The sequence below is a fragment of the Tessaracoccus pujii genome, from assembly GCF_055326215.1.
This window is the reverse complement of the sequence record NZ_JBUZNP010000013.1, coordinates 24204-44626: the sequence shown is the minus strand read 5'-3', so window position 1 is coordinate 44626 and position 20423 is coordinate 24204. Positions and strand designations below refer to the sequence as shown.

Annotated in this window: 18 protein-coding genes; 1 reads left to right on the top strand and 17 read right to left on the bottom strand. The window is 65.7% G+C overall.

The window, feature by feature from the left end:
• Nucleotides 1-5: 5 nt before the first annotated feature.
• The 11 genes from ACZK5N_RS13695 to iolD form a co-directional block, all read right to left on the bottom strand.
• A complete protein-coding gene (locus ACZK5N_RS13695; protein WP_459017713.1) occupies nt 6-914 on the bottom strand; it encodes an electron transfer flavoprotein subunit alpha/FixB family protein in 909 nt (302 codons plus the stop codon).
• Nucleotides 911-1708, bottom strand: coding sequence for an electron transfer flavoprotein subunit beta/FixA family protein (locus ACZK5N_RS13690; RefSeq protein WP_459017712.1), 798 nt, complete (start codon nt 1706-1708; stop codon nt 911-913). The genes ACZK5N_RS13695 and ACZK5N_RS13690 overlap by 4 nt, the downstream gene beginning before the upstream one ends.
• 23 nt (nt 1709-1731) lie before the next feature.
• Entirely contained in the window at nt 1732-2913 is a 1182-nt protein-coding gene (locus ACZK5N_RS13685; protein WP_459017711.1) for an acyl-CoA dehydrogenase, read from the bottom strand.
• Between the two features lie 10 nt (nt 2914-2923).
• Nucleotides 2924-4228 (bottom strand): acetyl-CoA hydrolase/transferase family protein, encoded by a 1305-nt coding sequence (locus ACZK5N_RS13680; RefSeq protein WP_459017710.1) that lies wholly within the window; start codon nt 4226-4228, stop codon nt 2924-2926.
• Nucleotides 4195-4581 carry a NifU family protein gene (locus tag ACZK5N_RS13675; protein ID WP_459017709.1) on the bottom strand — a complete coding sequence of 129 codons (387 nt, stop codon included), beginning with the start codon at nt 4579-4581 and terminating at the stop codon, nt 4195-4197. The genes ACZK5N_RS13680 and ACZK5N_RS13675 overlap by 34 nt, the downstream gene beginning before the upstream one ends.
• A gap of 30 nt (nt 4582-4611) precedes the next feature.
• On the bottom strand, nt 4612-6063 hold the full coding sequence (locus ACZK5N_RS13670; RefSeq protein WP_459017708.1) for a 4-hydroxyphenylacetate 3-hydroxylase family protein: 1452 nt from the start codon (nt 6061-6063) through the stop codon (nt 4612-4614).
• A gap of 277 nt (nt 6064-6340) precedes the next feature.
• Nucleotides 6341-7456 (bottom strand): alcohol dehydrogenase catalytic domain-containing protein, encoded by a 1116-nt coding sequence (locus tag ACZK5N_RS13665; RefSeq protein WP_459017707.1) that lies wholly within the window; start codon nt 7454-7456, stop codon nt 6341-6343.
• 45 nt (nt 7457-7501) lie between these two features.
• Nucleotides 7502-8389 carry a 5-deoxy-glucuronate isomerase gene (gene iolB, locus ACZK5N_RS13660; RefSeq protein ID WP_459017706.1) on the bottom strand — a complete coding sequence of 296 codons (888 nt, stop codon included), beginning with the start codon at nt 8387-8389 and terminating at the stop codon, nt 7502-7504.
• Between the two features lie 32 nt (nt 8390-8421).
• Complete coding sequence (locus ACZK5N_RS13655; protein WP_459017705.1) at nt 8422-9357, bottom strand: transketolase family protein; 936 nt, start codon at nt 9355-9357, stop codon at nt 8422-8424.
• Nucleotides 9354-10235, bottom strand: a complete 882-nt coding sequence (locus ACZK5N_RS13650) for a transketolase (protein ID WP_463625140.1) — start codon at nt 10233-10235, stop codon at nt 9354-9356. The genes ACZK5N_RS13655 and ACZK5N_RS13650 overlap by 4 nt, the downstream gene beginning before the upstream one ends.
• Before the next feature lie 53 nt (nt 10236-10288).
• Nucleotides 10289-12163 (bottom strand): 3D-(3,5/4)-trihydroxycyclohexane-1,2-dione acylhydrolase (decyclizing), encoded by a 1875-nt coding sequence (iolD, locus tag ACZK5N_RS13645; protein WP_459017703.1) that lies wholly within the window; start codon nt 12161-12163, stop codon nt 10289-10291.
• 361 nt (nt 12164-12524) lie between these two features.
• Here iolD and ACZK5N_RS13640 point away from each other — a divergent pair, with 361 nt between their 5' ends.
• Entirely contained in the window at nt 12525-13406 is an 882-nt protein-coding gene (locus ACZK5N_RS13640; RefSeq protein WP_459017702.1) for a sugar phosphate isomerase/epimerase family protein, read from the top strand.
• Between the two features lie 104 nt (nt 13407-13510).
• Here the strand turns inward: ACZK5N_RS13640 and ACZK5N_RS13635 are convergent, their stop codons facing one another.
• The 6 genes from ACZK5N_RS13635 to ACZK5N_RS13610 form a co-directional block, all read right to left on the bottom strand.
• Nucleotides 13511-14269, bottom strand: a complete 759-nt coding sequence (locus tag ACZK5N_RS13635) for an IclR family transcriptional regulator (protein ID WP_459017701.1) — start codon at nt 14267-14269, stop codon at nt 13511-13513.
• Nucleotides 14266-15033 carry an IclR family transcriptional regulator gene (locus tag ACZK5N_RS13630; RefSeq protein WP_459017700.1) on the bottom strand — a complete coding sequence of 256 codons (768 nt, stop codon included), beginning with the start codon at nt 15031-15033 and terminating at the stop codon, nt 14266-14268. The genes ACZK5N_RS13635 and ACZK5N_RS13630 overlap by 4 nt, the downstream gene beginning before the upstream one ends.
• A 308-nt stretch (nt 15034-15341) precedes the next feature.
• Nucleotides 15342-16361: a Gfo/Idh/MocA family protein gene (locus tag ACZK5N_RS13625; protein ID WP_463625139.1), complete on the bottom strand. Its 1020-nt coding sequence runs from the start codon at nt 16359-16361 to the stop codon at nt 15342-15344.
• A 150-nt stretch (nt 16362-16511) separates the two neighbouring features.
• Complete coding sequence (locus ACZK5N_RS13620) at nt 16512-17507, bottom strand: substrate-binding domain-containing protein (RefSeq protein WP_459017698.1); 996 nt, start codon at nt 17505-17507, stop codon at nt 16512-16514.
• Nucleotides 17508-17589: 82 nt separating this feature from the next.
• Complete coding sequence (locus ACZK5N_RS13615; RefSeq protein WP_459017697.1) at nt 17590-18606, bottom strand: ABC transporter permease; 1017 nt, start codon at nt 18604-18606, stop codon at nt 17590-17592.
• 4 nt (nt 18607-18610) lie between these two features.
• Nucleotides 18611-20122, bottom strand: coding sequence for a sugar ABC transporter ATP-binding protein (locus tag ACZK5N_RS13610; protein WP_459017696.1), 1512 nt, complete (start codon nt 20120-20122; stop codon nt 18611-18613).
• Nucleotides 20123-20423 lie beyond the last annotated feature (301 nt).

Below are 20423 nucleotides of genomic sequence, written 5' to 3'. Positions count from 1 at the left end.
GGTCCTCAGCCGAGCTCTGCGGTGATCGCGGGCACCAGCTCGTAGAGATCGCCGACGACCATGTAGTCGGCATCTTTGATGATAGGCGCGGCTGGGTCAGAGTTGATCGCGACGATGGTGTGAGCGGATCGGGCCCCGGCCATGTGCTGCAGCTGGCCGGAGATGCCGATCGCGAAGTACAGCTGGGGTGAGATGTGCTGTCCGGAGATTCCGATGTAGCGGTCCTTGGGCAGCCATTCGAGCCCCTCGGCGAGGGGACGGGTGCACCCAAGTTCGGCTCCCAGCGCACCCGCGAGGGCACCGACAAAGCTCAGATCCTCGCGCGCCTTCAGGCCGCGCCCTACGCCCACCACCCGCTGGGCGGTGCCGAGGTCGACGGCAGCCTCGCGGCTCGGTTGGCGACTGGTGACCTCGATGGCGAGCTTCTGCCCGGCCTGGCTCAAGATCGGGGCGGCCGGCCCACCGGTCCCGGTGATGCCACCGTCATCCATGAGCAGGGCGACCGGACCGGGGTAGGCCATTGTGCGGCTGGCGATGCCGCCGTACACCCCGGCGGTGACCAGTGTCAGGTCACCTTCGGCTGAGAGTTCCGTGACCCCGGTTGCGACGGGGGCCAGGACGGCCGCGGCGGCGGCCCCGAGCAGGACCCGGCTCGCGGGGTCTCTTCCGGCGAGCAAAACACCAGGCGCGTAGGTGACCGCGGAGGCGACGGCGGGGGCGAAGGCCTCCGCAGCGCCGTTGTCCGGGCAGTCGAACCACTTCACCTCGTCGACGCCGGAGGCCGCGACCGCGGCCGCGAGCTGCTGCCGACCCACGACGAGGGCCACCAGGCGGCCGCCCAGGCCGGCGGCGGCGGTGACGAGCTTGTCAACGCCCGAGTTAGGTGCCACGATCACGTAGCTGGTCCGGCTCATGCTCGATCTCCTGTCGTCTTGGCCAGTACTCCGTCCGAGCGGAGGGCGCTGACCAGTGCGGTCGCCCCTGCCCGTGGGTCGGATCCGTCGATGCGAATGCTCTTACGGCTTGGTCCTTCGAGCGGCGCCGCTGAGCGGAGCACGCCCTCAAGGACTGTCGGCACTGCGAGGCTCGCCGCGGGGATGACTTCCACCGGTTTCTTGCCCGCCGCCAGCACGTCCTTCATTCCCGGTACCCTGGGGGTCGCGGCATCCGTTGCGATCGCCAGCACCGCGGGGGACTCCACGCGCAGGTTCTGGACGCCCTCGGCAAGGGTTCGGGAGACGGCCAAGGCCGAGCCGTCGGGGGTCACACCGGTCACGTCGGTGAGGGTCGGCCATGCCAGGAATCCGCCCAGTACGGTCGGCACCATCTTGGCCCCGACGTCGATGGAGGAGTCGCCGGTGAGCACCAGCGACACATCACCCAGCCGCCGCACGAGCTCAGCCATGACCGCGGCGATGCTGGTGGAGCCCGCCGTGGCCAGCTGGTCGTCGGTTGCCAGAACCACGCGGTCAAGACCCCGGGCGAGGGCCGACTTCGTCGCCATCGGCACGGCCGCCGCGGCGCCACCCACGCACAGGCCCACCAGTTCGGCTCCTGTGGCGTCGGCGAGCTGTCGCCCTACCTCGATGGCCACGGCATCGTAGTCGCTAACCACCGATTTCGCCCTGCTGAGGTCAACGGTGCCGTCCGCACCGACGCTCGCCTCCTGAGGGTCGCCTGCCCACTTGTAGGCCACTGCGATCTTCATCGTCTGCTCCTCGTGATCCGCGATCAGGATCGGGCCTGGCGCGCAGCGCCGGAGCCCGGTCGTGGGGAAAGCAGGCTCTTGGCGATCACGAGCCGCTGCACTTCGTTGGTGCCTTCGTAGATCTCGGTGATCTTCGCGTCGCGGTAGGCGCGCTCCACCGGGTAGGCCTCGGTGTACCCGTTGCCCCCATGGATCTGGATCGCCATTCCCGCGACCCGTGAAGCCAACTGGCCGCAGTACAGCTTCGCTTTCGCCGCGGCGATGGAGTAGGGCTTGCCCTGTCCCTCGAGCCAGGCCGCCTGATAGGTGAGGAGTCGGCCGGCTTCGATCTCGGTGGCCATGTCGGCGATCATCCACTGGATGGCCTGCAGCGAACCGATCGGACGACCGAACTGCACCCGCTCCTTCGCGTAGGACACCGAGGCCTCGAACGCACCCTGTGCGATCCCGAGGGCCTGCGCGGCGATCCCGATCCGCCCACCGTCGAGGGTGCGCATCGCGATCTCGAAGCCATGGCCCTCCTCGCCCAGCAGCGCGTCCTTCGGCAGGCGGACATCGGAGAACATCAACGGCGGTGTGCTGGACCCTCGGATGCCGAGCTTCCGTTCGCCTTCGCCGACCTCGAAGCCCGGCAGGCTGCGATCGACGATGAACGCGCTGATCGTCCTGTGGGCCGGGCCCTCGGCCGTGGTGCGGGCGAAGATGACGAAGGCATCGGCGTACCCGCCACCGGTGATGAAGACCTTCTGGCCGTTGAGGAGGTAGCCGTCGCCATCCGCGACCGCCGTCGTGGTCATGGCCGCGACGTCGGTGCCGGCTCCGGGCTCGGTGAGGCCGAAGGCCCCCATGCGCGCACCGGAGGCCATATCGGGCAGGTAGGCGTTCTTCTGTGCCTCGGTGCCGTAGTGCAGGATCGGCCAGATCGCCAGGCTGTTGTGGGCCTCCACCATGACCGACGTCGTTGCGCACACCCGGGCCAGTTCTTCGACGGCGATCACGTAGCTGAGGGTGTCCATCCCGGTGCCGCCGTACTCGGGTGGCACGAACATTCCCAGGAGGCCGAGCTCGCCCAGCTTGGGGATGGTCTCCAGCGGGGGACGGTGGTCGCGGTCGATCTCGGCCGCCAGCGGGGCCACCTCGGCTTCTGCGAAGTCGCGCACCGAGTCCCTGGTGAGTTGTTGTTCGTCGGTCAGTTCGAAGTGCATGTCAGTTCCTTCAGACCATTACCAGGGGAGCGAATCGTCGCTCGTACTCTGCGGTCAGTTCGTCGCGGAAGTTCGGATGGGCAATGGAAATGAGTTGTTCGGCTCGGGAGCGCAGGGTTCGTCCCCAGAGCTGGGCGATGCCGAACTCGGTGACGACGTAGTCGACGTCGCATCGGCCGGTGCTGACGGATGCGCCGGCGTCGAGGAAGGGCACGATCTTGGACGCCGAGCCTCCCCGTGTGGTGGAGGCGATCGCCATGATCGTCCTGCCGCCGCGGCTCATCGACGCACCCCTGACGAAGTCCGCCTGCCCGCCGATTCCGCTGATCTGCCGGAGGCCGACGGAACTGGACACGACCTGACCGATGAGGTCGACCTGGACGCAGGAGTTGATGGACACGAGGTTGTCGTTCTGCGCAATGACCACCGGGTCGTTCACGTAATCGACGGGGGCCATCTGGATCATCGGGTTGTCGTCCACGAAATCGTAGAGGCGGCGGGAACCCATCAGGAAGGTGACCACGCATCGCCCTGGGTTGAGGGTCTTGCGGCTGTTGTTCACCACGCCTGCCTCGATCAGGTCGACGACCCCATCGGAGAACATCTCCGAGTGGATGCCGAGGTCCTTCTTGTCGCCGAGTTCCTTCAGTACGGCGTCGGGGATGGCCCCGATGCCCAGTTGCAGGGTGTCGCCGTCTCGGACGAGGCTGGCGCAGTGGCGGCCGATCGCCTGTTCCACCTCACCGATGTTCGGCGGCGGGAGTTCAATGACGGGAACGTCTGCTTCCACGAAGTGCTGGATCTGGGTGACGTGGAGGAAGCTGTCGCCCATCGTGCGCGGCATCTCCCGGTTCACCTGCGCGATCACGATCCGCGCCGCCTCCGCGGCCGGTTTGGTGTAGTCCACCGAGACGCCCAGGCTGCAGTACCCGTGCTCGTCAGGCGGCGTCACCTGGATCAGTGCGACATCGACGCGGAGGGTCGTGCGCAGCAGCCGAGGCACCTGGGAGAAGAAGACGGGAGTGAAGTCTGCTCGGCCGGCCTCGATCGCCTTGCGGGTGGGGGAACCGGCGAAGATGCTGTTGTGACGGAACGACGACTCCATGCCCTCGGCGCAGTACCGCGCCGGACCCATCGGCACCATGTGCACGATCTCAACGTCGGTGTAGGCGGCGGCATTGGCCACCATGGCGTCGATGAGTACCGCCGGCTCTGCGCAGGCGTGGCCCGTGACCACCCGGTCCCCGGACCGGATGTAGTTGACCGCGTCCGCCGCTGAAGTCAGATGCGAGCGGTAGTAGCTGCGCCAGTCCATCGTCTTTCCTCCTTGCGAATATCACAACCGGTTCGTGCGGTGAGCCGGAGCGGAACCCGGCGGGATCCTCGCTGCAGCAGGTGCCTGGCCTGGCCGAGGAGGTCATCGCTGACACTGCCCACCAGGACCACGTCGGAGAGCCCCGTCACGACCCCGAGCAGTTCCTCGCGGACGAGTTGCTGCATCGACAGGTCGGCGGCCGGGCACCCCACGCAGGCGCCCAACAACCGGACGCCCAACACGCCCGCCTCGTCGAGTGCCTCGATCTCAATGGCACCCCCGTGCTGCCTCAGGGCGGGCCGCACGCGGGCGTCGAGGACAGCCTCGATCTCTAGAAGTTGCTGGGTGGCCATGGCCGTCGATCCCCTTCCTCCCCGGAGGGGCTAGTCCTGGATGTGGGCGATCGCCTTGGCGAGGGACTTCTTCGCCTCGAGGTCGGCCTGGCGGCCGATCATGATCCGCTGCGCCTGCGGCGAACCCGCCCCGTGCAGCGACTCAGTCATGTACGCGACAGCGCCGGTTCCCAGCGCCATGTTCTCGATGAAGCGCATCACCTTGAGGCGGTTCTCCGTGGAGACCCCCGGTGCCGCCTTGAAGTACTTCTCGACGATCGGGCCGAGCGTGGGATCGCGCAGTTCCTTCTCCGACGGGGCGGTGACCATCAGGCCGCCGGCGACATCCGTGGCGAGCCGCACGATCTCGTAGGGGAAGCGCGTCACGTTCTGCTTGCACACGTTGGCCAGCAGCAGGTCGACGAGGTAGTTGCCGCTCGCGGTCTGCGTGCCCTCGTACGAGCAGGCGAGGCCACAGGCCCACAGCGTCTCGTTGAGGTGGACCATCTCGATGATCTTGTCCTTGACGTGGGAGACGCGGGGGACACCGTTGTAGTCGGCGGCCAAGGCTGTCGCACCGATCAGGACGTCCGCGACGCCGGTCTTGCAGCCGCCGTAGCTCTGCCGGTGGTAGCCGGCGAAACGCTCGACGAGTGACCCCGAGAAGTCGTATTCGCCGTTCATGAAGACTCGGTCGTTCGGCACGAAGACGTCGTCGAAGACGATGAGGGCTTCCATGCCTCCGAAGTCGGGGTTGCCCGTATCCATCGGGCTTCCTTCGAGCTTGCGGGTGTCGCAGGACTGACGCCCGACGATCATGAAGATGCCCTCGGCGTCCATCGGGACGGCGAACGCGACGGCGTAGTCGGCATCGGCCTCGGTCATGCTCTGGGTGGGCATGACGATCATCTCGTGGGAGTTGCAGGCCCCGGTCTGGTGCGCCTTGGCGCCGCGGACGACAATGCCGTCCTCGCGCCGCTCGACGACGTGAAGGAACATGTCGGGGTCGGGCTGCTTGTGGGGAGGCAGCGACCGGTCACCCTTGGGGTCGGTCATCGCGCCGTCGACGATGAGGTCTGAGGACTGGATGTAGCGCAGGTAGGTGAGGAAGTTCTCGTGGTACGACGTGCCGCGCGCCTGGTCGATGTCGAAGGTGGTGCTGTACATCGAGTTCAGGGCGTCCATGCCGACGCACCGCTGGAAGCACGAGGCAGTCTTCTGGCCGAGGACGCGCTGCATGCGCACCTTGTTGACCAGATCCTGCGTGCTTGAGTGGATGTGCGCGAACCTGTTGACCCGCTCGCCGGTGAACGGCGAGATCGCCGTGGCGAGCTCCCGGTGTTCCGGATCCTGGGCCAGGTCGTAGGTGGCCTTCACCGAGTTGAGCGACGGGCGCAGGATCGGGTGGTCGACGGGGTTGTCCACCTTCTCCCCGAACAGATAGACCTTCAGGTCGAGCTGACGAAGGCTCTCTACGTACTCTTCGCCGGTCTTGAGTGTCATGATTTCCTACTCCTCACGAGAGGTAAGCTTCAAGGGGAGATCCGAAGCGCGAGGGTTCTCGCGAGATGGGCATGCCGTCCGTAGCCTCGGCGACTCGACTTCCTCGTCGGGGGAGACCCCGGATAGCCGGCTCGCATACGCTTGCGACTGGGCGGGGCTTACATGACTGACGCACCTTCGGATTTCAGATCTAAGCTGACCTGCTGTCCTATGTTGTGTGCTTGTATGTTGATACTATCACACAGTAGACAGATTGCCTACTGTGTGAGAGCAAAGATCAGACCTCGTCGGCGAGATCGATGATCTGCCGCATGGCGCGGCCTTCGTGGAGGGCATCCATGCCCTCATTGATCTGGTCGAGCCGGATGTGGCCGGAGATCAGTGCCTCCACCGGGAGGGTTCCGTCCAGCCACATCTGTGCGTAGGCGGGAATGTCCCGTGCGGGGACCGCCGAGCCCAGGTAGCTGCCGATGATCGTCCTGGCTTCGCCCGTCATCACTGCGGGCGAGAGCGAGGCGCGGGCATCAGGGTGTGGCAGGCCGACGGTGACCGTGCGCCCTCCGGGCGCGGTGATGGCGAAGGCCGTCTCCAGCGCGCGCGGGTGGCCCGCCGCTTCGATGACCACAGGCGCCTTGAGGCCGGCGGCGATCGCCTGGTCCGGGGTGTACACCTCCGCGACGCCGAGCTCAAGCGCCCGGTCGAGCTTGTCGGGCAGCGCGTCGACGCCGATCACCCGTCCACGGCCGAGTGCGAGCGCCGTGATCACGGCAGCCATTCCGACCCCGCCGAGCCCGACGACAGCCACGTCCTCGCCCTCAGCGGGATTGCCGGCGTTCATGACCGCCCCGCCGCCGGTCAGGACGGCGCAGCCGAGGACGGCGGCGATGTGCGCCGGCACCTCCAGCGGCACCGCCACGACCGAGCGCTGGTCGACGACCGCGTAGGTGGCGAAGCCGGACACACCCAGGTGGTGCAGGATCGGCGCGCCATCACGGTGCAGGCGGACGGCGCCGGAGAGCAGCGTGCCCGCGGCATTCGCCGCGCTACCCGGCGTACAGGGGAGCCGGCCGCCGGTGAGGCAACCCGCGCACTCTCCGCATCGGGGAAGGAAGGCCATCACCACGCGCTGCCCGGTGACCAAGGTGTGGACCTCGGAGCCCACCTGCTCGACGATGCCGGCCGACTCGTGACCCAGCAGCATCGGCATGGGTCGAGGGCGTGCACCGTTGACGACCGAGAGGTCGGAGTGGCAGATGCCGGCAGCCTCGATCCGCACGAGCACCTCGGTCGGCCCCGGCGGGTCGAGTTCCAGCTCCGAGATCGTGATCGGCTTGCTCACCGCGAACGGTGAGGGTCGCCCCATCTCCTCGAGAACGGCTCCCCGGATCCTCATGATTCTCCTTGTTTGTTGTAGTGGCGGCGCGCTGTGCGGGCCGGTCTAGAGGCTGAGTGGCAGCCGGGTGTCGATCGGTTGATCTGCCATCGACTGCGGGATCCAGGAGTGGCAGGGGTCGTTGGTGACCACCCACTCCCGATCGCCCGGCCCTGCCATCACGTTGAGGTAGTACATGTTGTAGCCGGGGGCTGCTGCCGCAGGCCCGTGCCACCCGTGTGGGACGAACAGGGCGTCGCCGGAGCGAACCTCGGCGGTCACGTCGATCGGCCTGGCGGGATCGGTCGAGTAGACACGGGCGTAGCCGATCGGCTGCGCCGCCTCAGGAGCACCCTGGACCTCACCGGTCTCGAAGTAGTAGATCTCCTCGAGCGAGTTCTCGGTCTCGGTGATCTCGTCGTGCTTGTGCGGGGGGTAGGACGACCAGTTGCCCGCGGGCGTGATGACCTCGCACACGATGAAGCGGTCCGCGTCCAGGTTGGCGACGGTGCCGAAGTTGTGCACCTCACGGGAGCAATTGCCCGTGCCGCGGATCTCGGCGGCGATCTCTTCGGCCTTGACCAGGCGGTTGGGCTTCTGGTTCGACGCCGGCGCGGTGGCCACGGCCACCCTGCCAGGGCCGGTCGCCGTGATCGTCACGTCCTGGCCCTTGCCGATGTAGCAGACGTCGGTGGGACCCGAGAAGACGTTGGCCCTCCCACGCAGCGCATAAGTCTGGCCGCTGGCGACCACATCGAAGGCCCCCCAGAGCGGAACGATGATGCGCTCCTCATCCGCGGCGGGCAGCGTAAGCTGCGCCCCGACCGCCAGGTCTGCGACCTTGATCCCCGTGTGGACCCATCCGGGCAGTTCGGTGGGGGAACCCTCCGCGCCGACCGACAGAAGCCATGGACCCTCAGCGGCCGTTCCGGCCGGATAGAACCAGTCAGTCATTTCTTCACTCTCTTCTCTGGATGTGGTGGGGGTCAGTTGTGTCGTGCGTGGACGGACTGGACCTGCTCCGCGACCCTCTGCGGGGACAACCCGTAGTGGTCCAGCAGGTAGTCGTTCGGGGCAGACTCGGACCAGGCGTCGGCGAGTCCCAGCCGGACCACCCGGGTTCCGGGAAGCTCCGCGGCCACAACCTCTGCAACGAGCCCGCCCAGACCGCCGATGATCGAGTGCTCCTCGACGGTGATCACCAAAGCGGTGGTTGCGAGCTGGGCGACCAGTGCGGCCTCGTCGAGCGGCTTGAGCGAGGGCACGTGCACAACGCCGGCCTGGATCCCGGACTCGGCCAGCAGGGCGGCCGTCTCCATGACCCGCGACGTCTGGACGCCCGTTGACACGAGGGTGAGGTCGGCGCCGTCCCTCAGCCGGTACACGGCGCCAGGCTGGAAGTCGTACTCCTCGGTGAACACGGGGGCCACAGCGTCTCGGGCGACCCGCATGTAGACGGGGCCGTCGAACTCCGCGGTCCACCGCATCATCGACTCCGCTTCGTACTCGTCGGCGGGGGCCAGCACAACCATGTTGGGCATCGCCCGCATGGTGGCCAGGTCCTCGATGTCCTGGTGCGTCTTGCCCGAGGAACCGTTCAGGAGTCCGGCGTAGGCCCCGGAGATGCGTACCGGTGCCTTCGTCTGGGAGACGAGAACGCGGATCTGGTCGAGTGCCCTCGACGTGAGGAAGACACCGAAGGTCGAGAGCCAGGGGCGATATCCGAGCGTGGTCAAGCCCATCGCGACGCCCACCATATTGGCCTCCGCGATCCCCATCTCGAGGAAGGCATCGGGCACCTCGTTGGCGACGTTGACCGCCTGGGTGGATGTTGCAAGGTCGGCGTCCAGCACGAGGACCCGGGAGTCCTTCTTCGCAAGATCGACGAGGGTCTCGCCCCACACTGCGCGTTGGGCCTTCACTTTTCTGCTCCTGTCTGATCCAGCAACTCCGCGCGGGCCGTTGCCAGTTGTGCTTCTGTCGCGACACCGTTGTGCCACTTGAACGTGCCGGCTGTGAATGAGACGCCGGCGCCCTTGGTCGTGCGGGCGAGGATTGCGGTCGGCTTGCCGGAGGTTCGCAGCGCCCGATTCTCGTCGAAGGCGGCGCGAATCTGCTCCAGGTCGTTTCCGTCGATGGTGATCACGTTCCAGCCGAAGCCGCGCATCACCGCCTCCAGGTCGACGTGCCCGAGGGGCTCGCTGCGATCGAACCGGTCGCTCGGCTTGGCCGGCCACCCGTACTGCTGCAGACCGTTGAGGTCGAAGATGGCGGTCAGGTTGTCGAGGCCGTATCGAGGAGCCATCAGGATCGACTCCCAGACCTGCCCCTCCTCGGACTCGCCGTCGCCGAGCATGACGAAGGTGTGGAAGCTCTTGCCCTGCTTCTTCGCCGCGATGGCCATGCCGGTGCCGATCGACAGGCCCATGCCGAGGGATCCGGTCGAAGCGTCGATCCCGGGGGTCAGGTGCATGTCCGGATGCCCTTGGAGGCGGGATGCTCCGTGGTCGAAGGTGGCCAGTTCGGCCACCGGGAAGTACCCCCGAAGGGCGAGGACGGTGTAGAGCCCGATCGCCGAGTGTCCCTTGGACAGGATGAACCGATCCCGGTCAGGGTCCTGCGGGTTGTTCGGATCGACGTGCATCTCCGAGAAGTACAGCGACACCAACAGGTCGGTCGCCGAAAGGGGACCGCCGATGTGCCCGGCCTTGCTTGCTGCAACGGTGGAGATGATGTGCCATCTCGCCTGCTTCGCAACATCACTCAAATTCGTGGTCTTGACGTCCATGTCTACGCTCATCGCCTATCTCGATTGGCTTTCGGGGTTTCTCAGGGTCTGTCCGGCGATGGCCGTCAGAGGTAGAGCCGCTGCTTGGCGCGGTTCTCGTCGTAGACAACGCGGGCGGTTTCAACGGACTCCAGTTCGGAGATCTCCGCCACCGGGACCTCCCACCACGCTCCGGAGCCGCCGAAGCGGGCCTTGGCGTCCACCTCGAGGTAGATCACGGTGGTGTCGGGAGAGGCAACGGCCTTGGTCATCGCCTCGGTGAGGGTCTCGACGGTGGACGCCTTGTAGACCGTGGCGCCGTAGCTGGCGGCGTTGGCGACAAAGTCGATCGGCAGGTAGTCGTGGCCGTAGAGACCGGACTCGTCATCGCGGTACTTGAACCGGCAGCCGAAGGCCTGCGAGCCGACAGACTCGGAGAGTGCCCCGATGGAGCCGTAGCCCTTGTTGTCGACGATCAGGACGATCTGCTTCAGCTTCTCCTGGATGGAGGTCAGGAGCTCGGCGGAGAGCATGAGCCAGGTTCCGTCGCCGATGAAGGTGATGACCTCGCGGTCGGGGTCGGCGAGCTTGGCGCCAACACCGGCGGCGACCTCGTAGCCCATGCACGAGTAGCCGTACTCGATGCCGTAGGAGTAGGGGCCACCGGGCCGCCAGATGCGGTGGAGGTCGCCAGGCATCGAGCCTGCGGCGTTGATGACGACGTCGTTGTCCTTGGCGAAGGAGTTGACGATGCCCATGGCCGCGGCCTGGCTGAGCGAACCGGTCTCGGAGACCGGGTCGATGATGCGGTCGATCTCTTCACGCCAGGCCTGGGCCTCAGCGATAGCGTGCTCCCTGTAGCCAGCTGGAACCTGCCAGTCGGCCAGACGATCCCCAAGCTCACGCAAGGACTCGCGGGCATCTCCCACCAGTCCCGTGGCGGACTCCTTGTAGGCGTCGAACTCTGTGGTGTTGATGTTGACGAACCTGACGTCCGGGTTCTGGAAGAGGGTGTTGGATGCGGTGGTGAAGTCGGTGTAGCGCGTGCCGATGCCGATCACGAGGTCGGCTCTCTGGGCCAGACCGTTGGCGAACCTCGAGCCACTGGAGCCCAGGGCGCCGGCGTTGAGCGGGTGCGCATGGGAGAGGGAGGCCTTGCCCGATTGGGTGAGTCCCACCGGGATACCGGTCTTCTCGATGAAGGTCTTGAGCTCGTCCATGGCGTCGGAGTAGATGACGCCGCCGCCGGCGATGATGACGGGCCTCTGCGCCGACTTGATCAGGGCCGCGGCCTTGTCGAGCTGGCTGAGGTCGGCGCGCTGGCGGGCGATGTTCCACACCCGGTCACGGAAGAGGTCCGTCGGGAAGTCGTAGGCCTCGGCCTGGACGTCCTGAGGGACGCAGACTGTGACGGCGCCGGTGTCGACCGGAGAGGTGAGGACGCGCATGGCCTGAAGCAGCGACTCGGCCAGCTGCTCGGGGCGGTACACACGATCCCAGAAGTTGGAGACCGCGCGGAAGGCGTCGTTGGTGGAGATGTCCGGGTTGTGGAAGTGCTCAACCTGCTGGAGCACCGAACCGGTGCGACGTGTGGCGAAGTAGTCCGATGGGATCAGCAGCACCGGGATCCGGTTGGACGTCGCGGTGCCGGCGCCGGTCACCATGTTGGCGGCCCCAGGGCCGATCGAGGTGGTGACGGCCATGGCGCCCATGCGGTTGCGTGCCTTGGCGTAGCCGATGGCCGCATGCACGAGGCCCTGCTCGTTTCGCCCCTGGATGTAGGGGAATTCCTCCTCGTACTGCAGGAGCGCCTGGCCGAGGCCGGCGACATTCCCATGTCCGAAGATGCCCAGGGCTCCGCCGAAGAATGGCTGCGTGACACCATCACGCTCCACCTTCTGGGCCTTGAGGAACGAGACGATTGCCTGCCCGACGGTAAGGCGAACGGTGTCTGAGCTCATGTCTTGCATTTCCTTTCAACATTGAAAGCCGGAATGCCCTCCGGCAACGGATCCACCCCCGGCGCAAGCGCCTCGTGGACCGAACCTGTACACAGTTCTATCACGTAGTGGCCAATACGTCAACTGGAAGAGAAGAAGTCGCTTGGTCGATGTCCCTGAGTGCTAAGCCCGATGAACGCGAGGCGGGGGAACATCGCGAGTCGGTCCGGGCTCTGCCCCAGCCACCTCGTGATCTTGGCTAGGGCACCCCCGCCAAGTTCCCGCAAGAGTGTCGTGTAGTCTGCTGAGTGATAATTCTAAGGACGATCTCAACTGTCGCATTGCGCCGTCGGGGTCTGACGCACATAGAAGGTTGGTTGTCATGAAACGAGTCGCTGGTGCGCCCATCTCCTGGGGCGTGTGTGAGATGCCGGGGTGGGGTCCCATGCTGGAGGCCCGCCGCGTGCTTCGGGAGATGAAGTCTCTGGGGCTGGACGCGATCGAGCTGGGCTCCCCGGGGTTCTTCCCTGAGGACATCGGCCAGATCAAAGAGATCCTGGCGGAGTACGAGGTGCAGGTGATCGCGGACTTCGTGCCGCTGCCGCTCCATGACACCGCCCAGAAGGCGTGGGCCATGGAGAAGGCCGAGAGGATGGCTGCTCGGCTGCAGAGTCTCGGCGCCACCACCTTCGTCACCTGCGCGATCAAGGATCCGAGCTGGAGCGACCCGCACCGGATGGACGCCGATGAGCTGAAGGTGCTGGCAGATTCGCTCGACAGGCTCGAAGACATCTGCGCCGCGCACGATCTCGTCCATACCCTGCACCCGCACCTGAGCAGCATGGTCGAGGTTGCCGAGGACGTGAAGCGGGTCGCCGAAGCGTGCGACGTGAAGTGGACGGTGGATACCGGGCACCTTGCTCTTGGGGGGTACGACCCACTGCAGTTCACGAAGGACCTGGGCAACCGCGTCTCCCACGCCCATCTGAAGGACGTGAACCTCAGCATCGCCGAGAAGGTCATCTCGCGGGAGATCAGCCTGCTGGAAGCCACCGAGCAGGACATCTTCCTGCCGTTCGGCCAGGGTGATGTGCCGGTGGCCGATATCGTGCAGCACCTCGAGAACTCGGGCTACACGGGCTGGTACGTCCTGGAGCGCGACACAACGCTGATGGGACCCGAGCCGGTTGAGGGCGAGGGCCCCGTCAACGACCTGAAGACCTGCGTTGACTACATGAGGGCCAACTTCCCGAACGGCTTCTGAACAAAGCCCATCGAAAGACGTGGCGGCGGGTCTCGGGGGTGAGGCCCGCCCCCGCCCGGACTGCGCACGCGACGTCGCGCCCCACCCACTTTTCGGCTGGGCCTCTAGGCCGGATCGACCTCGTTGGTCATCTGCTCATGCTGGGCAGCGGCTCTCATCAGGGCCTGCCCCAATTCCTCGGAGCGGCGCAGGATCTCATCGCTGAATGACGACACGGCGATTGATCCCAGTTGGCCGCGGACGTTGTCGCGCACCACCACGCTGATGGATCCAAGCCCGAGGATAGTGTCGTCGAGTGACACGGTGTAGCCCTGTCGGCGACTGCGGGCCACGTCTCCCTGAAGCTCCTCGCTGGAGATCATGGTGGACGGGGTGAAGGCCTCGAACGGCGCTTGTGAGAGGACAGCCTGGAGGTCTTCCGGGTCCAGGCTGCTCAGGATCGACCGTCCTTCCGCGCCTGCGTGCAGGGGGACTTGGCGCCCTGGTTGTGCCAGGAGAACCTCGTTGAGCTTCCCGGGCACCCAATCCAGACACATGGGCGTTCTGTTCTGATAGACGCACAGGACGCTGGTGCACTCAGTGAGCTCGGCCAGTTCGCGCAGGATGCGCCGGGCCGGTTGCCATTCGGTGCGGGCTTCGAGGGCGGTGTCGGCCAGCGAGAGCCAGCGGCTGGCGATGTCTATGGTGCCGTTCGCACGGATCGTGACCAGGTCGATGGCGGCCAGGCCCTCGGCCAACCGGAAGACTGTGGATCGCGGCATCTCCAACGCTTCGGCCAGGTGTCCCGTTGTCATCGGGCCCTCGTCGGCGATCGTATCGAGGAGGCGTCGCGCGTTTCCCAGTAAGCGAAGCGGCTTCTTCATGTCGTTGACTCCCGTCCGCCCCGATACCCCATGGCTTGACTCACTTCGTTGGCGGCTTCCAGAACCAGCGAGACCGTCTTTGCGCGATCCTGCAGCAGTCGCATCCGAGCGGTGCTGACGGAGATGGCCGCAACCAGTTCGCCGCGGTGGTTGAACACCGGGGCTCCGACCGCTGCAATTCCGGGAGTCACGTCCTCGTCCGACAACGAGACGCCGGCAGCCTGGATCTCCTCGATCGTGCGCTCCAGCTGGCGTCGGGTCGGCACTTGTGGGTCTACCTCAGATTCCTGTTCGAAATGGTCCAGCACCGCGCGCCTCTCGGCGTCGGCGACGAATGCCAGCAGGGCGCGAGGGCCGGCACCCGCATACAGTGGCATCGACCCACCCAGCCGCAGGGCCAAGGACCGAACCCCCTTGCCGACGACCCGATCGATGCAGACAGCGTTGACCCCCCGGCGGAGCATCAGGAAGGATGTTGCCGTGGTGTTTGTCTGCAACCACTCCAGCCACGGCGTGGCCGTATCCCGCAGGCTCAAGCGGTCGTCGCAGACGGCCCCCATGGTCATTGCGTAGAGCCCTAAGCGGAAACGGCCCCTGGTGAGACCGTTCTCCACGAACCCGATCTCCTTCAGGCTGGTCAGCATGCGGTAGGTGGAGCTGACGGGCTCGTCCGTCGCCTCCGCGATCTCCTGGGCCGACCAGTCGCCACCCTTTTCCAGGAGCGCGAGCACCCCGTTGGCCTTACGGAACAACTCGAGACCCATTGCCTCGTCGGTGGAGCGCCGATTCGCGGGGCCCGGAGCGGCCGGGGGCGCTGCGACCGAGGCTTCAGTGGCCTTGCGGACTGGCTCCACGCTGAGGCTCCCGTTTCTGTGCTGAGATGTGTGCCGGACGTCTTCGTCAGACGCGACGATCTCTGGAATTATCGTTCATTCTGTCACCTGGGGGTGAGTTGGCCCGCCATGTGAACTCTCCCTCCAATACTACGGGCTCTCCGTCGATCCTCTGCTCTACCGGTGGCGTGTCGACGGTGCGCTGGTGGCGGTTCGGGGAGCGGCAGGTGGATCAGTCGTCAGGCCGGGGCGGACTCTCGCAGTGGCAGATCGGCGAGGCGATAGCACTCGTCAATCATCTCCATGTTCGCGATGCCATCGGTCGCGGTCGTGGGGAACGGCGCCCCCTGCCGGATGGCGGCTACTAACGCCTCGAGCTGGTGTCTGTAGGTGGTTTCCCGGCCATGGTGCTCCACGACTTCGCCCGCGGGCGTACGCAGAATGATCCGATCGTCATCGTGAGGGTTGATGTAGTTCGGCACGAACAGGGTTCCCTTCCTGCCGGTGGCGAGGATCGAGTGGCTGCGGGCTGCGTTCAGATCGGCGTGCAGGGCGGCCGTCGCACCGCCCGGCAGGAGGAGACTCACGTGCGCCCACGCGTCGATGCGGGGATCAGCGCCCGGTCGTGGGCCGGTGCGACAGGACAGGACATCAGGCTCGTCGCCAAGGATCGCGGACACATCCCTGGCAACGTGGATGGTGTAGCAGCCGACGTCCATGAGGCAGCCGCCGGACAGGGGCCAGGACCAGCGAATGTCGTGCAGATCGGAGCACTCCCACTTCATGCTGACGTCAAGCTGCTTCAACTCACCGATGGCGCCGCTCTTGAGGAGCTCGAGAAACCGGTTGTAGACCGGGTGGTAGCGGTAGTGAAAAGCCTCGAACACGACGACGCCCGCCGCCGCCGCCGCGGGAGCCACGAGCCTGGCCTCCTCGGCGTTGCTGGCCAACGGCTTCTCTGTGAAGACGTGCTTGCCTGCGCGGATCGCGGCCAGCGTCCACTCGACATGGAGACTGTTCGGTGTCGGGTTGTAGACGACCTCGACGGTGGGATCGGCCAGTAGCGATTCGTAGTCGCCATAGGCGGTGGGGATACCACGGGCCGACGCATACGCCTGTGCCCGGTCGTGGTCACGGGCGGCGATGGCCACCACGCGCGCACCGGCCAGGGCTGCGGGATGGACGACGGCGGGATCCGCGATTCGCGCGGCACCCAGGATGCCGATCCGCAGGGGCTCGCGCTTGGTATCAGAGTCCATGGGGGAGACTCGCCCTTTCACGTGGTTGGTACCTGACCGGTCGGCGGTCGGGGTCGTGGTCTGCACGGAGCCGACGGGCTGCCGGACAGGAACCAGGGCCCATTCGCCGAAGCACGATGACTTCGGCGAATGGGCCAGGATCCATCGATGTCAGCTGATGCCGATGATCTTCTTGATGTCGTCGTCGTTCATGTTGTCCTTGGTGACCCAGACGGACTCGGAGATGATGCTCTTCTCGGACGGCTGGGTGCCCTGGGCGGCTTCCACCAGAAGCTTGACGGTCTGGTAGCCCATGTCGTACGGGTTCTGAGCGACGACGCCAGTGACCTTGCCCTCGCTGAGGAGCGTCAGCACGTCCGGGGGCGCGTCGATGCCGACGACCTTGGTGTCCATGCCCATGGCCGCCACCTGGTCAGCGATGGCGATGGTGCCGAAGTCGCTGGTCCCTGCGAAGCCGGCCAGGTCGGGGTTGGCCTGCAGGATGGCCTGCGCCTTGTCGGAGGACTTTGCCTGATCCGACTCGCCGTTCTGGATGTCGACGACCTCGATGTCAGGCGCATTGGCCTCCAACCATTCGGTGAAACCGTCGCGCCGCGCGGCGGCCGTTCCGCTTTCACCGTTGGTGATCATCGCCACCTTGCCCTTGCCGCCGATCAGCTTCGACAGCTCCTCGGCAGCCTGTGCGCCGATACCGGGGTTGTCAGAGGCGATGGTTGCGATCGCCGCGTCTGTGGACTTGAGGGGGGTGTCGAAGACGACCGTGGGGATACCGGCCTCGGCGGCTGCTTCGACGATGGCCGGCGCGCCGTCCTGGGCGCCGTCCTGGGGTGCGATGCCGACTCCGTCGGGCTGGTCGTTGATGGCCGCCTGCAGTTGGTTGAGCTGCTTGTCGCCCTCGTTCTCGGTGTCCGGGGCGTTGAAGCTGACCTCAGCACCCAGGTCCTCTCCGGCAGCCATGGCGCCGTCCTTGGCGAGCGTCCAGTAGTCCGACGTCCCCTTGGCGATCAGGGCGACGCGAATGGTGCCCTCGGCGGCGCCGCTGCCACCGCTGGTAGCGCTGTCGGTAGTGGTGGCTGTGTTGGTGCAGGCGCCGAGTGTCGCGATTGCGACAGTCGCGATAGCGAAGCTTGCGAGTAGCTTCCTCATCGTAGGTACTCCTTCTGTGGGTGGTGGAAGATGGTTGGTGGGTCGAAGCTGGAGGTCCCAGCTGCGGTCTTGGGTGTAGCGATCACTCTTCTTTTCCGCCGCGCCGCATGATGTCGACGAACACGGCGACCAGGACGACGACGCCGAGGATGACCTTCTGCCACTGGTCCTGAACGCCCATGACGGTCAGGCCGTTGAAGATGGTCTGAATGGTGACGGCGCCGATCACGGCACCGAAGATGGACGCTCGACCGCCTCGGAGCGACGTGCCACCGATGACGGCGGCCGCGATGGCGTACATCTCGTAGCCCTGGCCGAGGGTGGGCTGGGCGGCAGAGAGGCGTGAGGACATCAGGATGCCGGAGATGCCGGTGAAGACGCCGCCGATGACGTAGGCGAGGACCTTCCAGCGTCGGGTGTTGACACCGGAGATCCGAGTTGCCTCTTCGTTGGACCCGATCGCCAGTGCGTAGCGACCGATCGGGGTCTTGTTCATCATGACGCCGGCGATGATCGCGAGGACGATCAGGATGGTGACGCCGTTGGGGATGCCAGGGATCGCCTGTCCCATGGCGATGTCGGCGTAGCCGGGGACCGAGCGCAGGGACACGGTCTTGCCTTCAGCCATCACCAGCGCCAAGCCCCCGCAGACCATCATCATGGCCAGAGTTGCGATCATTGGCTGCATTCGGAGGTAGGCGATCAATAGTCCGTTGGTCAGACCGAGCAGGGCGCCTGCGGCGATGCCGCCGATGATGCCGACCCAGATCGGGAGCTGGAACCCGAATTCGGCGATCAGCACGGCGGTGAACACCGCTGTAGCCGCCATTCCCATTCCGGGCGTCAGGTCGATGCCGCCGGTGGCGATCACGAACGAGAGCCCGAGGGCCTGGATGCCAGTGACGACGGATGCCAGGAGAAGGGAGGAGATGTTCGACCAGCTTGCGAAGTTGGGGTTCATCAGGCTGAAGAACATGCCCAGCAGGATCAGGACGAGCAGGACCATGCCCTGCTGAAGGAACATCTTGTACCGATCCGGGACGGCCCACTTCACGCTGGTGTTGGCCGCGCTCGAGGCGGTACTGGTGGTGACACTCATTTTCTCACGCCTCATTCTGGGTTGCGTTTGGATTGAATTCGGTGGCTAATTGCATGATCTTTTCCTGGGTGGCCTCGGCGTTCGTCAGGATCCCGGTGATACGGCCGTCACACATCACGGCGATTCGGTCGGACATTCGGAGGACTTCCTCCATCTCGGAGGAGATCATGATGATGGACTTGCCCTCGTCCTTGGTCAGGCGTTCGAGCAGGCTGTAAATCTCCTGCTTGGCGCCGACGTCGATGCCTCGGGTCGGCTCATCGAAGATGAGAATGTCGCAGTCGCGCTGCAGCCACTTGGCGAGCACCACCTTCTGCTGGTTGCCGCCCGACAGGTTGCGTACCAGCTGCCGGACGTGGGGGGTTTTGGTGGACAAGGTGGTGGCCCACTTCTCCGCAGCCTGGCGCATGTCGTTGTCTTGCAGGAATCCCGCCCTCGTGAACTGAGAGATCGACGCCAGCACCGTGTTTGCCGCGACGTCCTGGCCCAGGATCAGGCCGTAGCGCTTGCGATCCTCGGAGAGATAACCGATGCCCATGCGCACTGCGTCACCGGGATGGGTGATATTCACCTGTTGCCCGTTGATCAGCACCCGGCCGGCGGACTTCGGATCGGCACCGATCAATGCCCGCGCGGTCTCGGTACGTCCTGCGCCCATCAGTCCGGCAAAGCCGAGGATCTCGCCCTTCTCCAGGGTGAAGCTGACGTCCTTGAGCAGACGCGCGGACGACAGGTGCTCGACCTGGAGGACGGGCGTTGTAGCTTCGCGGATCTCCGGACGGATGTTGGCTGCGATCTCGCGGCCGACCATCAGCTGGATGATCTGCTGGATCGTCAGTTGCGAGGCGGGCCGGGAGTCGATGAGCTCGCCATCGCGCAAGACCGTGACCTGGGTGGAGATCTTCTTGATCTCCTCCATGCGGTGGGAGATGTAGACCACGGCAGTGGTGGGCGTCACGAAGTTGGCGATGATCCGGAAGAGGGTCGTAACCTCGGCGTCGGTCAGCGAAGCGGTCGGCTCGTCCATGATCAGAACCGAGGCATTGAAGGACAACGCCTTGGCGATCTCAACCATCTGCTGTTGGGCGACCGTGAGGTGGGAGACCTGCACCTTGGGGTCGATGTCGACGCCCAGGCGGCCGAGCAGCTCGGCGGCCTGCCGGTTCAAGGCGCGGTCGTCGTTGAGAAACCCGCCGGGGAGCTTGGGCTCGCGACCGATGAAGATGTTCTGGGCCACCGTGAGGTGGTTCATCAGGAAGAACTCCTGGTGGATGACGCTGATTCCCGCGTGGTGGGCGGAGATCGGGGTCGGCAGGGTGATTCGCTCACCGCGCAGCCGAATCTCACCGCCGTCGGGCTGGTACAGGCCCGCGAACACCTTCATCAGGGTCGACTTGCCGGCACCGTTCTCTCCGACCAGCGCATGGACTTCGCCACCTCGCAGCGTGAACGCCACGTTGTGGAGGGCGCGCACGCCGGGGAAGAGCTTGCTCAGGCCTTCGGCCTCGAGGAGCACACCCCCTGGCTCATTCGACAACGGCGATGTGACGTCCTGTGTAAGTACCGTCATTCCCCGACCTCCCTCACTGTTCGTATGGCCAACCCGATGCGAACCGGCCGGCTCCGTGGCTGGCAGGGACGCCGATGTGGCTGTCCCGGTTCGGGTGTCGTGGTTGTGACTCTTGACTTCCTTGTGCAAGAAGCGCTTTGGAGCGCATGGGTAATTCTTACTATGCAACGGTGTCAGTGTCAACTGCGTGAGAGTAGATGGTTAAGGGTTAGTCTGTTGAGGCAGTCAGAATGCGGCTCCGGCCTAC

What these genes read in the sequence shown, in the direction of transcription:
- ACZK5N_RS13670 (WP_459017708.1), bottom strand. Translation starts at nt 6,063, where the DNA reads ATGACACTCAAGACCGGCGAAGAGTACGTAGAGAGCCTTCGTCAGCTC.
- ACZK5N_RS13650 (WP_463625140.1), bottom strand. Translation starts at nt 10,235, where the DNA reads ATGAGCGTAGACATGGACGTCAAGACCACGAATTTGAGTGATGTTGCG.
- ACZK5N_RS13680 (WP_459017710.1), bottom strand. Translation starts at nt 4,228, where the DNA reads ATGGACTGGCGCAGCTACTACCGCTCGCATCTGACTTCAGCGGCGGAC.
- ACZK5N_RS13665 (WP_459017707.1), bottom strand. Translation starts at nt 7,456, where the DNA reads ATGAGGATCCGGGGAGCCGTTCTCGAGGAGATGGGGCGACCCTCACCG.
- ACZK5N_RS13690 (WP_459017712.1), bottom strand. Translation starts at nt 1,708, where the DNA reads ATGAAGATCGCAGTGGCCTACAAGTGGGCAGGCGACCCTCAGGAGGCG.
- ACZK5N_RS13635 (WP_459017701.1), bottom strand. Translation starts at nt 14,269, where the DNA reads ATGAAGAAGCCGCTTCGCTTACTGGGAAACGCGCGACGCCTCCTCGAT.
- ACZK5N_RS13615 (WP_459017697.1), bottom strand. Translation starts at nt 18,606, where the DNA reads ATGAGTGTCACCACCAGTACCGCCTCGAGCGCGGCCAACACCAGCGTG.
- ACZK5N_RS13675 (WP_459017709.1), bottom strand. Translation starts at nt 4,581, where the DNA reads ATGGCCACCCAGCAACTTCTAGAGATCGAGGCTGTCCTCGACGCCCGC.
- ACZK5N_RS13695 (WP_459017713.1), bottom strand. Translation starts at nt 914, where the DNA reads ATGAGCCGGACCAGCTACGTGATCGTGGCACCTAACTCGGGCGTTGAC.
- iolB (WP_459017706.1), bottom strand. Translation starts at nt 8,389, where the DNA reads ATGACTGACTGGTTCTATCCGGCCGGAACGGCCGCTGAGGGTCCATGG.
- ACZK5N_RS13685 (WP_459017711.1), bottom strand. Translation starts at nt 2,913, where the DNA reads ATGCACTTCGAACTGACCGACGAACAACAACTCACCAGGGACTCGGTG.
- ACZK5N_RS13640 (WP_459017702.1), top strand. Translation starts at nt 12,525, where the DNA reads ATGAAACGAGTCGCTGGTGCGCCCATCTCCTGGGGCGTGTGTGAGATG.
- ACZK5N_RS13630 (WP_459017700.1), bottom strand. Translation starts at nt 15,033, where the DNA reads ATGGGTCTCGAGTTGTTCCGTAAGGCCAACGGGGTGCTCGCGCTCCTG.
- ACZK5N_RS13625 (WP_463625139.1), bottom strand. Translation starts at nt 16,361, where the DNA reads ATGGACTCTGATACCAAGCGCGAGCCCCTGCGGATCGGCATCCTGGGT.
- ACZK5N_RS13620 (WP_459017698.1), bottom strand. Translation starts at nt 17,507, where the DNA reads ATGAGGAAGCTACTCGCAAGCTTCGCTATCGCGACTGTCGCAATCGCG.
- iolD (WP_459017703.1), bottom strand. Translation starts at nt 12,163, where the DNA reads ATGAGCTCAGACACCGTTCGCCTTACCGTCGGGCAGGCAATCGTCTCG.